Here is a 16734-nt window from a genome sequence, read left to right on the forward strand (position 1 = left end):
TCTATATTAAATCAACCTTTCGGCTACTTTATCCCAATGTACCACATTCCACCAATTCTGTACATATTCAGATCGGCGGTTCTGATATTTTAAATAATAGGCGTGTTCCCACACATCCAACCCCAGCAAGGGAGTCTTTTGAGCGGGTCCCATCAATGGATTATCCTGATTGGAGGTTGAAATAATTTCCATTTTTCCCTTATGATCGACCAACCAGGTCCAACCCGAGCCGAAATGGGTAACAGCAGCCTGTGCAAACTGCTCCTTAAATTGTTCAAAAGAACCAAATGTAGCTTGAATCATATCGGCCAATTTGCTTGGAGGTGTTCCTACCTTTGGCGTCATGCTTTCCCAAAAGAAATTATGATTCCAAGCACCTCCTGCATTATTTCGGAGCTTGTCCGAATAGCTTGCTACATCCTTAAACAAGTCATGGGCTGTCTGCTCCATAACATTTTCGGCAATTATTGCTTCATTGACTGATTTAATATAGGCCGTATGATGTTTTGTATAGTGGATTTCCATCGTCAAAGCATCGATGTATGGTGCTAAATCCTTATAAGTATACATCAACCTATCTTGTGTAAAAGATAAGCGTTTCTGTGCTTCGTTTTCAAGTGCTGATGCCTCTTCAACGTCGAGTAAAGAACCCGCTAGCATCGTCCCTACGAGCCCTTTACCTGTGTTTTTTATAAATTTTCTGCGTGTTAACATCTTATTACTGTTAATTTTTCCTTAGGTAGTCATAGATAGCTTTTGCTTCTTCCTCCGTCAATTGCTGATTAATCATGGGTGTTTGATAATGCTCGTACAAAGCCTTCGCCGCCGGATCTTCGGCAATCATCTTATCCGGTGCAAGCAACATGTTCAACACCCATTCGGGGCTATGCCTACTTGTGACTCCTTTCAGCGGCGGCCCTACGATCTTTCTGTCCATTTTATGGCACATGGCACATTTAGCCGTGAAGAGCTCCGACCCTTCATTCACCAGCTGGGCATTTATGCTGCCGGGTTTGAACGCCTTTATTGGGCCCACACCTTTATTGGTTAAATCTGCAGGTGACACTTCTGTTTTCTTCTCTGCGTGCTGTACTGCCGATGTTATCGCTTTACTCCTATTATCACTTTCACTTCCGGCGTTCTGATCCGTTCCACCACAGGCTAATAGGAACAGTTGCGCAATTAAGGATGGCACGATAGCCATCCATTTATTTCGTGTGATCATTGTTTTTGTTTTTAAGTTCTTTCGTCAGTCCATTGTTTTCCTTTAGAAGTATCTCCATATCATCAATCAATTTTGATACTTGTTCATCAACGGTTCCGTCGTAAATTCCCCGTATTCGTCGATCTCGATCCACCAAGGCAAAACTGCCACTGTGGATATATCCTCCCGGGGCCTCTTCTTCTTCTGCGGCTGCAGCGAAGTAAGATTTCTCGGCCAGCGTATATACCTGTTCTGCCGGTCCGCCCACAAAATGCCATAGGGAGGTGTCCGCACCAAGCTTCTCCGCATACTTTTTAAGCACGGGAATACTATCATGCTTTGGATCGATACTATGCGAAAGGATCGCTATTGAGGGGTTTCCCTTAAAATGAGTGGCTACTCGTTGCAAGTTCTTCGACATAATGGGACAAATGGTTGGGCAAGTTGTAAAGAAGAAATCGGCCACATAGATCTTGTCTGCAAAACTATCATTACTGATCCACACGCTATCCTGGTTGCGGAAACGGAAATCGGCAATTCGATGAGCAGCATCACCGTAGTAAGGTAACTTTTCGTCCTTACAAGCTCCCAAAAAGAACAGGGTGAGAAACCCTGCTACATATAATAGATTCTTCATAAACAACTATTCGCTAATGTTCACCTTAAACACAATGGGCTCTGTTGATACAACCTTTCCGTCTTTCAATAGACTTGCCTGCACCTCCCACAAACCAGGCATGCCAAGATTTATTTCTCCCTTATAATAGCCATTACCCGTAGCTTTGGCATCTTGATTGCCTTCGGAACCATGGCCCATATCCGGCATATGTGTTTTCAGTTGGATTTCATAACCATCAAAAACAGCCGGATATTCATTTTTACTAATACGATGAAGGATAAAATGCGCCGGTTGCTTCCCAACTTTCACCGAGTCGCTGTTCAACCACGACAAAAAGAAACGTCCATCCGCCCCACCGTCGAAAGCAATGGTGCGTGGCTTTTTCAAATGTTTTACCTCCACCGGAATGCTCACTCGATTTTGATTAGCATCGGGCTGGTCGACCAACAAGCTAAGCGTCCAGCGATGGCCACTTTCTGATGATGAGGGCATAATAAACACCACTGCCCCCTTAAAAAAACCATTTTCTGTTTCCTCATTTGGTTGTATTACCGGTGCTCCATGAGCCATCATCCCCATTTTCATTTCAGGCAGAATTTGTAAGCGCGCCTTCTCTATTGGCCGGCCTTTCGCATCGTTGAGTTTTATAAAAAAGGATTGATAGGTATCGTATAATGAATCGCTAGCATAAAGCGTAGCTGAAAGATCGCCGTCAACCGACGCCCCCTCCCCCACTTTGATCAAAGAAGATTCATCAAAAGATGTATTAGCTACGGTTTGACCATGATCGTTCTCAGCTACGTGAGTCTGTGGATTTTGATTACATGATAGCAGAAGGAGCATTAAAGATATTGTCGGTATGAAAATAAATTTGCAATGTGTTAACATAGTCTTTAAAATAAGTTTAGTTATCTAAGCCCATTAGGCAGCTTTTGCCCAGGTAAAGCAGCCAGACAACCGTGTGATTTTATATTTTTGATATACTCGGCTTATAAATAAAGCGTGAAAAGGCTAATATCTTAGCCGCAAAAGTAATTTTTCAAGTCATTCTTGGCGGGTGGAAAAGACTTGTTGCATAAAGATAGTAGTATCGACCCGAGTAAGGAGGAACGATCCATTGCCGTAGGGTGGGTATCGGGGCTTTTAATTTCAAGGTTTCAGGAACAATAACAAGAGCTTCTATTTTATTGATATATCTTTCACTGTCTTGTGATTCAGCTTCTCCCCATTTTTTTAATTTTTTCATTAATACACACTGACCGTTACAGTGCATCATCGGCCGCTCCTTGTTTTCACATAATTCATTCGTAATATACTCCCTATTGACTATAAACCAAGTCAGCAGTCCTAAGCTTCCCAGACACTGAAAAACCAAGCTGAGTAGCAATAGATAAACGAATGTTTTCCTAAACACTTCTTTATTGAAATAGTATACAAATAAAAAGAATACTTAATCCGAATGGATCAAACGACCATAGCTTCCATCAAGTCTTACACTTATGGGTTTTGATTTGAACCAAGGTTTAAATTATACAAGTGGGGGATGAAAGATAGACGCCAAGCTCGGTGCAATATACGGAAGCGCCCTTTCCGAAAATAAGATTGGTTTATCAAGAGGAAGAACCAGTGGATTAATATCGAGAAACACAAAGGTTCGGTTCATTGGTTGGAAATCCCGTAACTTGGTTTCCGCATTTTTTTTATCTTGATCTTGCTCTTTTTTAAGTTCTTTTACCAAGATACATCGACCACTACATAAAGGAGCCATTTTTGTATTTCTATTAATACAAAGATTTTTGGCTATATAATCCTGATTGGCGTAAAAAGCTGTCATAATAAATAATCCTGCGCAGGTTTGAAGCAACACGATGGGGATTAATAATATGATAGCAAAGCGTTTCAAAAGACTAACATTAAGATGTTGCGAATATAAGGCTTTGTTATAAAACGTGCAATTCAATTCGCTTTTATAAACGATGCTTCTAAAGAAAACCGCCCCCCGCATGCATCGGGTAGGCGGTTCATTTACAAACCAATCATTGTAAAAGGAACTCGAATACCTTTGACTCGATAATAATACGGGTCTATATAGCCGTCTTGACATCCGTCTAAGCCACATGCAGAATAATTTAAGCAGTAGGTAAGCAACAATTCATTCCGGCCATTATTAAAATGTGGATGAATAGCGGGTGTATAATACCGGGCATATTGTCCGTAAAAATATTCACTAATCGTGTAAACAGCCTTTCGTTCGGTAAAGGGACCCGTCGGGCTATCAGCAGTAGCCAGGTAAATGCGCCGATTGGCATCGCAATTAAACCCCTGATCCATCGTCATCAAAATATACTTTCCATTCAGGTAGGATACGGCACTTGAGCCCAAGCCATCTGCTACTTTTGAAGCAGCACCGGTAGTAGGCGTTGCTGTCCACTCGGTACCATTAAAAAATTCCCATTGTTGAGGATTACTTTCCGGAAAACGTGCAACATGAATATAGCTTTCGTAGCCAAACCCAACTGTCTCACTTCCATAAGCGTACACATAGCCATCCCCTGCTTTAACCATGCCGGTAGCATATAAAATGGCAGTCTGCCCGCTTAAACCCGTTGGGGTAGTTCGTTGTGTTTGCCAGGTAGTGCTGGCATTTTGCGTAAAGACATAGAGCGATTGATTGGTGGCGTTTAAACCGGAACCTTCTCCACAGTGAACATATACTTTATCGCCGATTTCTACCCCCACCCCTGGCCAGGCAAAAGTATTATTTGGTTGAATAGTGCAAACTTGCCTTGGCCGTCCATTTGCACCACCGGGAACGGTTACATTTGGTGTATGCAGGTTATTCCAATCCGTTAAGGAAGGTTGTAGCAGCATCGAATTCCCATAACTGAAGAAATAATTGCAAGGAAATTTATCCTCCGATGTTAAAGAGGTACCATCCAAGCGTCCTGTGTAACCCACAGCACTTTGCCGGCATTAGTGCCCCAACTCAATAAGATGCTATTTCCCTGATCAAAAGCAACCGAGCCTTGCTCTGATTCATTACGGTTAAAGAAACGAACAACTTCATCATCACGATAGGTATCTTCCGCCTCCAAGCTAATCACCCACTGCTGGCGGCTCTCATTGACCAAGGGTTCCTGCACAACAGCGACTCCATTATTCGTATTTCCATTCGCTATTGCCAAGGCCAAACCATTTCCTTTATTCACCAATCTAACAGAGGTGCCGTCCGACTGCTCCTCCAAACGCCATAGTTGTTGGTCGGCTAAAAAAGGAAAAGCCGCATACTGCTGTATTTGCATATTTACTGAATCAGATGCCGCAGGAACATCGATTAACTTTCCACTATGTAGATTTCTAATTTGATAATACTTTACCCCATCAGTGGTGGTACGATAAATCAAATGCCATTTCTGCCATCGGCTTTGTGCACCGTCAGACATGGAAGTTTCCCATTGCTGCAATTTCGCTTCGTCGTCAAATTTGTTATTGTAGAGTGGATCACCTGCCACTTCCATAAATTTGTTGCTAGCCACATTTTTCAGCGTTATTACGCCATAATCCGGCAGGGAAGCGAGTTGTAAAGAAGTAGGTTGATCTACTTCTTTCATCACACGTTGACAAGCGCACAGCAACAGCAAGTAGCATAGGCTTGTAAGTAATACCTGTTTTGTCATAATTTAAGATTTAACTGTTAAAAAGCACCAATTTCATCTGTCCACATAGCAGGTTAGAAGGTTTAGGTAGGTTTATCCGCCATTTCAAAGACTAGTTCACCACCTTTCATGATATCCCGGTGTCGAAGGTTATAATGCGGATAAACATTTCCGTTTAAACGAATAGCACGGATATAACGATTTTGAGGAGAGTTGTTCGGGGCACTAATAGTAAAATAGATGTCTTTTCCCTGCTTACTTCCAACACGGATACGGATACGATTGAATACAGGGCTCGTAATCTCATAAGTTCCATCTGCCGCTGCAATCGGATGGATACCACTGGCTGCCAATACATACCATGCAGACATTTGACCGACATCTTCATTTCCCACCAATCCTCTTTCAACGGCATTATGATAAGCTTGTTCACATATTTGTCGCGTCCATTTTTGCGTCAGCTCAGGTTTACCCAATTTATTGAATAGAAAGGGAACATGATGGACTGGTTCATTGGCATGGTTGTAAAAATCGTTCCAGCTAAAATCTGCCGGCGTTCGATCAAAAAAGGAGGTTAAATCGGCTAACATGCGCTCCTTACCTCCCATTAAATCGGCTAAGCCGTTTACATCATGCGGAACGAACCATCCCTGCTGATAGGGATTACATTCAATCGTACCATACCAATGCTCTTCCCTTCCTTTCGCTGGCCATGGCAACCAATTTCCCGCGTCGTCCTTTGGCCGGAACCAAGCTTTCTCTCTATCGAATAAGTTTTGGTAAGCCAATGACCGCTTTAAATATTGATCCGCTTCTTGTTGCTTGCCAAGTTGTCCCGCTAGTTTTGCGAGACACCAATCATTATAAGCATATTCCAGCGTCACCGATATCCCTTGGTTACCCGGCGTGTAGTGCTTTGGTCCATTTCCGAATTTTTCCAAGGAACCAACAGCCAACTGATAAGCCGCTTCGACATCGTAGTTGCGGATTCCTTTCGCATAAGCTTCTGCTAACACATTCACCGCGGGATTACCGATCATGCAACCTGAATAGGCATTTAGCAATTCCCATCGTTCAAAATAGTTTTTGTTCTTTTCCTTTGCCAGATCGGTGAGCGAGTGTATCAAGTCGCCCACTACTTCCGGATTAATGATGGTTTGTAAAGGCATTTGACTTCTGAATACATCCCAACCGCTAAAGATCGTTCTACGCACATGCCCGTTACTCGCGTGATGGGTTTTTCCATCACCTCCGGGAAAGTGCCCATCCACATCCTGCAAGCTACGTGGGTCTAGCATCGTCCGATACAAAGCGGTATAAAACACTGATTTTTCCTCCTCTGTACCTCCCTCCACTAGAATCTTTTTCAGTGCGTCAGACCAGCTTTGGCGAGCAGATTGATGTACTTTATCAAAATCCCAGTCCTTAATTTCAGTTCTTAGGTTTTGCTCAGCGCCAGCCTCATCGACGAAAGAAATACCGGCTTTCATGAATACCTGCTCCTGGTCTTCCGTAGCAAAAGTGGTATAAAAGCCGATATGCTTTCCTTCAGCCTGTCTTGTGTTAGCGACTACTTCCGCGTCAGCAATCCACTGTTGGTAATAGTCAGCCTCTACATTTTCTCTTTTTCTTTTGGCGGTATCCGGAATCCGTGCTTTCCATACGCCGACATTTTTCAATGGTTTACTAAATTCGGCATAAAAATACACCGTATAATCAGCTTGTCCATCTCCATTGCCCCAACCACCGCCATCCGGTGTGCAGCGCATCCAGCCCGAAATGCTATGATTATCCCGGACACGTACATATTGAGCCGTAGAGGTTCCACCAACCCGTCTCGCCAAATCGATCTGAATGCGTGCGTCCTTGCTTTTAGGAAAAGTAAAGCGCAAGATACCACTATGAGGCGCCGCCGTTATCTCCGCTTTAATATGATGATCCGTTAATTCAACACTATAATAACCTGCAGACGCTTTTTCTGATTCCTTATCATAAGCGCTTCTATAACCATCCTTCTTACCCTCTATTCCTACAAAGGTCTTTAAAGGTCCGACAGTAGGCGTGACCAGAAAATTACCGAGATCGCCGTACCAGCCAATACCGCTCATTTGTGTAAAAGCAAATCCTTCGATTGTTTTGTGCTCGTAACTATAGCCTGAGCCGTTATCACCTCCGGTAATCGTATTAGGACTTAATTGAACCATTCCGAAAGGCGTGGTGGCGCCGGGGATTGTTTTACCAAGCCCGTGATAAACACCTGCCGCCCCCACGCTGGTGCTAGCGCCAATAAAAGGATTGACATAATCGACCGGATCTTTTTGCTTTTTGCTTTTTGCGGACATACATGATTGTCCTGCAAGTGATATCAAAAAAGAAACTGCTAATCCTATATTCAAAAACTTCTTCATCTTATTTATATTGCTGATATCGTAACCTGATGCTCCTTCGGTTTATTTTTCCGGTAGATCTCCTCGCGTAGAAATTGCATTTCTTTCTCCAATTGTCTGCGCGTATTAGGCACTCGGATCTGTTCATAATCCGCCGTCTTTATTTTTAGCCAGACATTATCCTCTTGATGTTTCATAATCGTATCACGTGCTCTCTCTGAATCATCAAACAACAGATTTTTTCCCTTCAGGAAATTATAGTTTACCCAATAATAGTTTCTGAGTTTAGCTTCCAACTCACGATGCTTCCGATTCAACTCCATTAGTTCGAGCGCCTGTTTATATTGCGGAGTATGGGTTATTTCCGCAAAGTTAATTCCTTTCGCCCATTCAGTAGCGCTAAAAGCTCCAATCCATTCTCCATCGATTTTTAAGGCATAGTTGCCTGCCTTTAATCCTTTCACCATCAAACGTTCCTGATTAAATTCTTCGGTAAACGGAATAACGCTCAAAGCATCTCTTTGTATCTGACTGTTTTCCCATACCCTGGGCAAGGTGTCAATAGGATAAGGAAGTGCGTTCGATAAATAGTCGAACCTTATAACGGACGGCTCCACCTTCAGCGATTTAATTTTCGCATTATCACTTTTTTCAACCTTTCTTGAAGGTACATCAATAGAAACGTCTGCTACGGCTTTACCGGCTAATCCCTGTTCTTTAAGAAAAAGATAAGCCATCACAAAATGGCCTGCACTACCAGGATGAATCCGGTCAGGTCCGGTCAGTGTAAATGCAGGATTCTCACCCTGTTCCTTCTCGGTAATAGCCAACATTGGATGCAATAAATCCACGTATTCCCATCGATTTTTACGCGCGACGTCCTGTTGAAAACCGGCAATCTCTTCCATAGTTTGACTTTTGCCAGGAAAATAGTTCTTCTCATTCCGCATGGTTTCATCATAAGGAGATGACGACATAATGATCTTTCGGATTCCGGGACGCCCTTTCAAAAATTCTTCGATTTTCAGGAAGTTGGCGTAGGCAGTGTCTACCGCTTCTCGACGCGTCTGGGCGGTCTTCGTTGTATCTTGGTATTCGAAATACTTACTATCATTCATTCCAAAAGTCACAATCAGTACAGACGGATCCTTTTCCATGATATCTCTCGGTAATCGATCATAAATCTGACCAGCAACATCCCCGCCTATACCGGCATTGAAAACTTGTAATTTCATGTCAGGAAAATGTGTGATGTAGTACAACCAAATATAATTTTCGTATAGACCTGCTTCAGTAATACTATTACCTGCGAACACAACGCGATCACCATTACTAAAAGGTTTGACAGACTGGCCATAGCCCAACTTAAAAAGGACAAGCAAGGCCCACAAGAGGTAGTTCTTTTTCATCTTATTATTTCATTTTAATTCGCAAGGTACGGAAGCCAAAACGAGGCATTTGTATCTCCAACTTTGCCGCATTAGCGTCTCGTTTTATCTCCAATTCCTCTATAGTCACTTTATTTAAATCTTCCAATTGCGCACGATGGATAGGAAGTTTTAAATCTATTCTTAACGGTCCTTCATCGCCGGCGGCGTTGAAGATACGTAACAGTAAATCATCTTCGTCCCATCGCAATGCCGTTAGTTGGTATCCCGGTTTACTAAAATCTAGTAAAGAACGTTCCTTTTCGACTATCTGCTGCGTTGAGGTCAGCTTCAGCGGATTGGCCAAAACGTCACTTACCTGCCAAAGGTCCGCTTTTTCCCAATTTCCCCGATGAGGTAACAAGCTGTAATTTAATTCAGTAGGCCCGTCCAAGTAGTAGTTACGTCCCCACAGGCCTTTTCCGACATACTGTACATTTAATGCCAGCGGATGTCGCTCTCCATGCGCATAAGATGTTGTATGATCGGTAAATAAGGCCAAACCATACTGCTCTTGACGATCGGTAACATCCACCCAATCGAGCACAACATTATTCTTGATACTATCCCAACTGCTAAAGAACGTATTATCAAGCCTACTTTGTGTCACATCAAATGGCGCATTCTTTGCTATACGCTGTTCTTCCAGTTGTGTCGGAAAAAGTACCAGTAGTTTAAATTGATCATTATAGAATGCCTTTTTCCTATTTTCAAAACGAAGCTCCTCATCGTTAAATTGTCCGATATGCGCTTGCCCGTTCCAATCGATCTTTAACCGAATATCCAGTCGCGGCTCCCCTTTTGTTAAGCAGATTTCCTGTAAAAAATCATGGTTAGCGATTTTTCCCGTTACGGCCAATCTCAAATGCAAGGGGCCCTGCTCCAAAACGGTAATATTGGCCTTGTTTTCAGTGCTTGATCGAAAGCGTTGCTCATCATAAAAAAAGCCGCGCAGTTCATTGAATCCTTTAAAAGCAGAAGTGTCCACCCACTCTTTATCACCTAAATCTTTCAATTTCAGGCTGCGGATAACTCCACCTAAATTTGCGTTTAAGCATAATAAGTGTTTGTCAGTTTCTACCAACAATTCGTCACCTCTCCAAGATAAGTGAGCAAAAGAGCGAGGCTTATACTGCTTCTCTTTTAACTGATACCGCGCCTCCCCCATGGCGGGAACATTGACTTCAAAAAGCAGATGTAATGCCTCTTTTCGCCGACTCCATTGGGTCGTTACCTGATGCCCATCAGCATCCACCACAACCAAGCCCGTATCAATTTTCGAGTTCGCAAAGCGATAATCAACCACACCCCTCCTTCTATAGGGCAGTACGTTCCGAACCATGAATGACGACGATGAAAGACTTTCTTTAGCCTCAAGCGACATCACCGAATCGGCAACTTCCATGGTTGTGTCTGTCCACAGTTTCACCTTTCCAGCCCAATCAACGCTGTCCACCTTGTTATAAGGAACAATCCAACAATCATGATGTTGAGCCAAAAGCAAGGGATACCAAGCCTTCCGAAAGCCAAACTCCGGCCATTCCTTTCCCCGCCATAGATGGTCCATCGCAGCCCACTTTTCAGCCATCAGTAAATGCTGCTCAGCCTTACGAACCCGTTGTGCAATCCGCTGCAACACCTGTGCGCCCCAAACGAGACTAACCTGAATATCCTCCTGCGAAAGTTGCCAGTTCTCCAAAATCCGATTCGTGCTCACTTGTTGAAAATAATGGCGCCATGTGACATACTCGGTAGGCTGATAATCACCCTTATTTGTGCCTAGCCAAGGTCCATTTGTCCAACCCGCGTCCTGCAAGCACATACCTATCGGATGCTCAATACCAGCATCTAGGGCTGCTTTAATAAAGCGCTTGCTATTGTAACTTGCTATAGTCTCCCACGTGGAGCCCGGCTTTAAAGCTTCTATCGCGTAGCGAGGTATTGTAGGTATCGTGGTGCCATCCGGTCCGAGCCAATTGACCGCTTCCCTTCCGTAGGCCCGCGTATAGCCACCCCAACAAGTATTCGGATTTTTCAATGAGGCGTATTTAAATCCAAAGCCTTTCAGGATCTGAGGTAGCGCACTTGTAAAACAAGGCTCTTCAGAAGCATAAGTATCAAATCGGATTGTAGGAAAATGTTTACGCAATAGTTCCATTCCGTAGATAAATTGCCGAATAATGCTCTCTCCCGATATATTATATAAATAAGCCTGTCCATAAGTGGGGTTCACATACTCCATACGTCCGGAGCTGGATTGATCTTGCATTAAAGCTACAAATTGCTGATAACCATATGGGTCCACTTCTTTTACCCAACCCCAAGTTACCGGTTCTATTTCAAGGTTCAGTTTCCAATCCGGATGCTGCAGCAACTGATTCACCATAAAGCTGGTATACTTGGGTGGAAAATGCCCCCATTTCCCACCATGATAACCATCCGCAAAATAGGCTTTCTGTGCTTGAACTACCAAACCATTCAACAAAAATACGCCCACTAAAAAAGCTGTATTTAATTTTTTTTCTGCATTTGGCAAGTATTTACTTCAAATTTGGATTCGCCTGAATTTCCGAGAGTGGAATTGGCCAAAACAAGTCCGCTTCCCGAAAGGCATTTACATGGTTCGGGGCCTTAAAACCGATCAGGTCAACGATGCGATCGTTTTCCACGTCAAAGGCCTTCCGTGTCCGTAACATATCAAACCAAGTATGAAACTCAAAACATAATTCCCAATAACGTTCTTTCAAGACTTCATCCGTGGTAATATTGGCTGGTTTTTGTAAGGTCGGGAAAGCGCGTTTCCGCACCGCATAGTATGCATCGATAGCCGCCACATCACCGGTCGAACCGCCGTCTATCATGGTTTTTGCCTCCGCACAAAGCAATAAGAGATCGGCATAACGCATTAATGGAAAATTAGCACCTGAGCGGGACGTCTCCTCAGCGGCGTCATCCCAGAATTTGTAAATAAAAGGATTCTGCTTACCTGGTGCATCGCCCACATAACGTACATTATAAAAAAACTGCTTCTCCTGCTTACGTAAGTCATTTTCGGCAAATGACTGATAGAACGCCATCGTAGGCGCCATGGCACCACCAAAATTAGGAATGACCGACACCGGTTCAGGGGGTTCGGGATAAGGCATAAAGTTAAAATGGATGATACTACCGGCGTTTCGTTGATCACGTTGATTCATCAATAGATACTCCCCTTCATTGTTTTTTGCCGGATTCCGTAAGTCGGCATAGGTAGTAAACAAACTATATTCGCCGGCATTTATTACTTCCATGCATTTGTCATAAGCCATTTGGTAATACGTTGCCCCTTTCTGTAAGGGATAACCGGCCATCGTCATGTAAACTTCGGCCAACTGCGCCTTCACGGCTCCTAGATTTACACGACCACTTTTATCTGTCCAAGGCAGGCCCGCGTTTTCTGCAAATTGTAAATCACTTACAATTTGATTATAAATATCGGCAATTGGGGTTTTCCCGATCAGGATGTTGTTCAGATTTTGAGTAGGTTCTGTTTTAAGAGGTATACTCCCGAACAAACGTACCGCTCGAAAATAATAATAGGCGCGCAAAAAATATACCTCTCCTAAAAAACGATTTCGTTTTTCTTCACTCACCACCTTTGTTTCTGTAACATTGGCAATGAAGCTATTGCAATTCTCTATGGGAATATAAGTACTGTTCCACCAGGTTTCAAAACGGCTATTTGAATTTTCAATATTCTGCAAAAGCAAGAACTGATCATCGGCGCTTCCCGATGGTCGCGGCCTTTTACTATATCCAGTCATATACTCAAGGGCATATACGGGACTGGCAGCCACCGTTATTTCCGTTGAAAACGGCATATTCAAACCAGCATAAGTACCATTAGCTGCTGCCTGAATTTGATCTTCTGTTTTATAATACTGATCCGTGGTCAGAAAACTCGCGGGCTCCTCTTCCAGAAATTTGTTGCAAGAGGTAAAAAGAACGAGTATCACTAAGGCTAATCTAAAAATTGTGTTCATGATTATTAAAAGCTAGTTTTAAGCGAAAAAGAAATGGTTCTTGGTTTGGGATATTGGTATACGTCTACGCCCTGATTAAGTGCCGCATCGAATGATGTTACTTCCGGATCATAACCCGTATATCCTGTAAAAAGAAGGGCATTTTCAACGTTTACGCCGAGCACCAAGGTATTTAATTTGATCTTTTGGAGCCAATTCTTGTCAAAACGGTAGGAAAGGCCTACATTGCGTACCCGTAGGAAAGAAGCATCCTCCACATTAAAGGAATCGCCCGCTTCATTGTCAAAACCGTCCGAATTCACCCGTAACTGGCCGAGCATTGTGTTTTGATTTTCCGGAGTCCAAGCATTTAAAATGGATTTGAAACTATTCACATTAGGCCCGGGATTTACCATCAATGCTTTCGCCAAACTAACGACGTGATTACCATATACGCCTTGCAAATCTATAAACAAGGAGAAGCCCTTATAGCTGATGGTATTGGTCATATTCATTTCCCATTTAGGCATTGCATTCCCTAAATTCACGCGGTCGTCTGCGTCTTTCGCACCATTCCCGTTCGTATCGCGGTATTTGATATCGCCCGGCTTTTTACCATACTGTGCTGCCTGTTCTGCTTCGCTTGTTCCCCACACACCTAATCGTTCATATCCATAGAACTCGTTCAATGGACCGCCTGCAATAATGCGGCCGAACCAAGGATAAATTACATCATTGTTAATATCGATTACTTTTGAACGATTGATGGAAAAATTATAACCGGTTGTCCAGCTAAAATCTGCTTTTCTGATATTTACCGTATTCAAGCCAAGCTCCACACCCCTGTTTTGAATACTTCCTATATTATCAAAGACATTTGTATACCCGGTAGTAACCGGCAGTTTTCGAAGGTACAGTAAATCATCGTTGCGTTTGTCATATACATCTGCCGTCAAGAGCACTTTACCATTGAATAAACTCATATCGAAGCCGATGTCCAATTGCTTTGCCTTTTCCCATCGCAAATCCGGATTTCCTAAACCTGCCAAGGTAACGGCTGATTGATAAGCGTTATTGAAAACCGCTTGTCCATTATTATAACGATTCAAAGTTACATAGTCACCGATCTCCGCATTGCCGACAATACCGTAACTGATTCTCAATTTCAGATCGTCAATACGGCTATCCATATTTTTAAAGAAAGACTCTCGGGAGATGCGCCAGGCCGCTGAAAAGGATGGAAAATAGCCATATTTATTGTTGGATCCAAAACGAGAGCTTCCATCAATGCGGAAGGACGCGCCAAATAAGTAACGATCGTCGAAATTATAATTAGCTCTCGCGAAGTAAGAATTCAATTGATTCTCCGTCTTTCCTGAACTGGGTATCCGGGGCGTAGTTCCGGTACCTAAGTTATTATATTGGAAAAAATCGTCAAAAAAGCCCTCGGCGCCGGCACGATCCGTAGAAGTCACATAATAATACCAGCTTGCTCCTGCCACCGCATTTAGATGATGTTTAGCCCAACTATTTGTATAAGAAAAGTAGTGCTCGGTTGTCCAAGATCCAAAATCCGTGTGCCCCCTCTCAGCGATGCCCTGCTGGTTTTCGGCCACATCAAATACAGTTCTGCCACCATAATAAAGATTATAACTGGAAGAAAGTTGCCCACTTACCGAGGCATTGAAGTCCAATTTGTCGGAAAGACGAAAAGTAGCCATTAAATTACCTAATGACTGTGTTCTTCCTGTTACGTTCTTCACCTCATTCAGCAGTTTAACCGGATTTTCCGAGTTTTCAGCGCCAGGGTAATCACCTTTTCTCGAATAAGTCCCATCGGGGTAAGTCACCGGCAAAAAGGGCAGATATTCCAAACTCTGACGTAGCGCATTGAGTCCCAATGTATTGTTGTCTATGTTATTACTTTGATATCCGCCCGCATTCAAATTAGCCTTGATGTTCAGCCATGGTTTCACCTCCCAATCGAGGTTTAAAAACCCATTCAATTGCTTATAATAACTATTTAACATAATTCCATCATTATTTCGGTAAGACACATTTGCCAACACCTTAATATTGTCCTTTCCGCCTGAAAAAGTCAATGCGTGTTGATGCGATACTGCCAGGCGGGTTGCCTCCCGCTGCCAGTTTATATTGTATTTTGGTGTTCCATCACTATTGAACAAATCATCTTTATGTAGAAAAAAATTATTGGGATCCAGGTGCGGCGCTATGCGACCGGGAACATACTCATACTGGCGCTTAAACATTTCCAAGCTTTCATTCGCATCCAATAGATCCAATTCGCGAGCAAGGGAAGCAAAACTTAATGTGTTATCGAAAGCAATTTGTGAGCTGTTAGGATCTCCATTTTTTGTCGTAATAACTACCACCCCATTTGCTCCTCGTGATCCATAGATAGCTGCCGACGAGGCGTCTTTCAGTACATCCACCGACTGGATGATATTCGGATCGATGGTAGTTGGGTCGGCTCCCACCATGCCATCAATCACATAAAGTGGCGTATTAGAGCCATTGATAGAACCTGTTCCCCTGATTTTAATCGCAGGGTTGCCTCCCGGTTTACCCGAATTAAGATTGATGTTTACACCGGCAATCTTTCCGGCCATTCCCTGCAATAGATTCTGTGCCGACGGCCGCTCCAATAATTCCTCCCCTTTTACAGAACCGACCGCCGTACTCAAATTCCCCTTACGGGAGGTACCGTAACCCACTACTACGATTTGCTCTAAACTATTGCTGGCGGTCGTCAAGGTTATCGATAAATTTTCAGCATCCGTAACCGGCATTTCTTTTTCCGAATAACCGACATAGGAAATAACGAGTAGTGCGCCCTTTGGTGCCTGAATCGAAAAAGCACCATTGCTGTCTGTTAAGGCGCCTGTCTTTGAGCCTTTAACGCGTACAGAAGCACCAGCCAAAGGTTGCCCGGCTTCATCTAGCACTTTCCCATGTAATGTCATCTGTTTCTCGGGTTTGATGGCTGATGCGATACGCTTTTCGCTGATAAAGATAGTCTTCCCCTTAATTTCATACGTTAAGGCGTAATTCGACAAAGCCGCCCGCAGTGCCTCATCTACAGAGCCGTTGCTGACATTCAGATCTATCATGCGCGTTGGCTCCAGTAATTGATCATTATAAAAGAAGGTATAATCCGATTGCTTTTCAATAGCTGCGAAGACCTCTGACAATCGCGCTTTTCGCATCTGTAGATTAATACCTTGAGCGGCAAGCGACGAGGTGCTTAATAACAAGCTGGCCAAAAACGACCAGGTTCGTGCCTGTTTCCTTAAATAAAGGCCAATAGTATTCCCTTTCGCCTTACGTTTAATTGCGATCATATAAGTCTATAATGTTAGGTTTGTTAATTTAAATTTATTTACTCATTGGTTTTTTGTGTTATACGACCTCAGGGTCCA

At 43.2% G+C, this 16734-nt stretch carries 13 protein-coding genes; all 13 read right to left on the reverse strand.

Features of this window, described 5'->3' with window-relative positions; genetic code table 11:
• Nucleotides 1–6: 6 nt before the first annotated feature.
• The 13 genes from QT327_RS01430 to QT327_RS01490 all read right to left on the reverse strand — a co-directional run bounded on the left by QT327_RS01430 (nucleotide 7) and on the right by QT327_RS01490 (nucleotide 16656).
• Nucleotides 7–714 carry a superoxide dismutase gene (locus tag QT327_RS01430; protein ID WP_289551741.1) on the reverse strand — a complete coding sequence of 236 codons (708 nt, stop codon included), beginning with the start codon at nucleotides 712–714 and terminating at the stop codon, nucleotides 7–9.
• Between the two features lie 10 nt (nucleotides 715–724).
• Nucleotides 725–1225: a c-type cytochrome gene (locus QT327_RS01435; protein ID WP_013667534.1), complete on the reverse strand. Its 501-nt coding sequence runs from the start codon at nucleotides 1223–1225 to the stop codon at nucleotides 725–727.
• The gene (locus QT327_RS01440) at nucleotides 1209–1841 is read right to left on the reverse strand and encodes an SCO family protein (protein WP_013667535.1); all 633 of its coding nucleotides are present in this window, start codon (nucleotides 1839–1841) and stop codon (nucleotides 1209–1211) included. Before QT327_RS01440 ends, QT327_RS01435 begins: the two co-directional genes overlap by 17 nt.
• Nucleotides 1842–1847: 6 nt before the next feature.
• Complete coding sequence (locus QT327_RS01445; RefSeq protein WP_168204577.1) at nucleotides 1848–2666, reverse strand: FixH family protein; 819 nt, start codon at nucleotides 2664–2666, stop codon at nucleotides 1848–1850.
• A gap of 196 nt (nucleotides 2667–2862) precedes the next feature.
• On the reverse strand, nucleotides 2863–3237 hold the full coding sequence (locus QT327_RS01450) for a hypothetical protein (RefSeq protein WP_289551742.1): 375 nt from the start codon (nucleotides 3235–3237) through the stop codon (nucleotides 2863–2865).
• Nucleotides 3238–3351: 114 nt separating this feature from the next.
• Nucleotides 3352–3726 carry a hypothetical protein gene (locus QT327_RS01455; RefSeq protein ID WP_289551743.1) on the reverse strand — a complete coding sequence of 125 codons (375 nt, stop codon included), beginning with the start codon at nucleotides 3724–3726 and terminating at the stop codon, nucleotides 3352–3354.
• Between the two features lie 122 nt (nucleotides 3727–3848).
• Nucleotides 3849–4781 carry a DUF5005 domain-containing protein gene (locus QT327_RS01460; RefSeq protein WP_289551745.1) on the reverse strand — a complete coding sequence of 311 codons (933 nt, stop codon included), beginning with the start codon at nucleotides 4779–4781 and terminating at the stop codon, nucleotides 3849–3851.
• Entirely contained in the window at nucleotides 4745–5500 is a 756-nt protein-coding gene (locus QT327_RS01465; RefSeq protein ID WP_289551747.1) for an RICIN domain-containing protein, read from the reverse strand. The genes QT327_RS01460 and QT327_RS01465 overlap by 37 nt, the downstream gene beginning before the upstream one ends.
• A gap of 62 nt (nucleotides 5501–5562) precedes the next feature.
• On the reverse strand, nucleotides 5563–7887 hold the full coding sequence (locus tag QT327_RS01470) for a GH92 family glycosyl hydrolase (protein WP_289551749.1): 2325 nt from the start codon (nucleotides 7885–7887) through the stop codon (nucleotides 5563–5565).
• Between the two features lie 5 nt (nucleotides 7888–7892).
• Nucleotides 7893–9275, reverse strand: a complete 1383-nt coding sequence (locus QT327_RS01475) for an SGNH/GDSL hydrolase family protein (RefSeq protein ID WP_289551750.1) — start codon at nucleotides 9273–9275, stop codon at nucleotides 7893–7895.
• A gap of 4 nt (nucleotides 9276–9279) precedes the next feature.
• On the reverse strand, nucleotides 9280–11829 hold the full coding sequence (locus tag QT327_RS01480; RefSeq protein WP_289551752.1) for a glycoside hydrolase family 38 C-terminal domain-containing protein: 2550 nt from the start codon (nucleotides 11827–11829) through the stop codon (nucleotides 9280–9282).
• Nucleotides 11830–11833: 4 nt separating this feature from the next.
• Nucleotides 11834–13315, reverse strand: a complete 1482-nt coding sequence (locus QT327_RS01485; protein ID WP_289551753.1) for a RagB/SusD family nutrient uptake outer membrane protein — start codon at nucleotides 13313–13315, stop codon at nucleotides 11834–11836.
• Nucleotides 13316–13320: 5 nt separating this feature from the next.
• Nucleotides 13321–16656: a TonB-dependent receptor gene (locus tag QT327_RS01490; protein ID WP_289551755.1), complete on the reverse strand. Its 3336-nt coding sequence runs from the start codon at nucleotides 16654–16656 to the stop codon at nucleotides 13321–13323.
• Nucleotides 16657–16734: the final 78 nt, after the last annotated feature.

The organism is Olivibacter sp. 47, from assembly GCF_030372825.1.
GTDB classification, from domain to species: domain Bacteria; phylum Bacteroidota; class Bacteroidia; order Sphingobacteriales; family Sphingobacteriaceae; genus Olivibacter; species Olivibacter oleidegradans.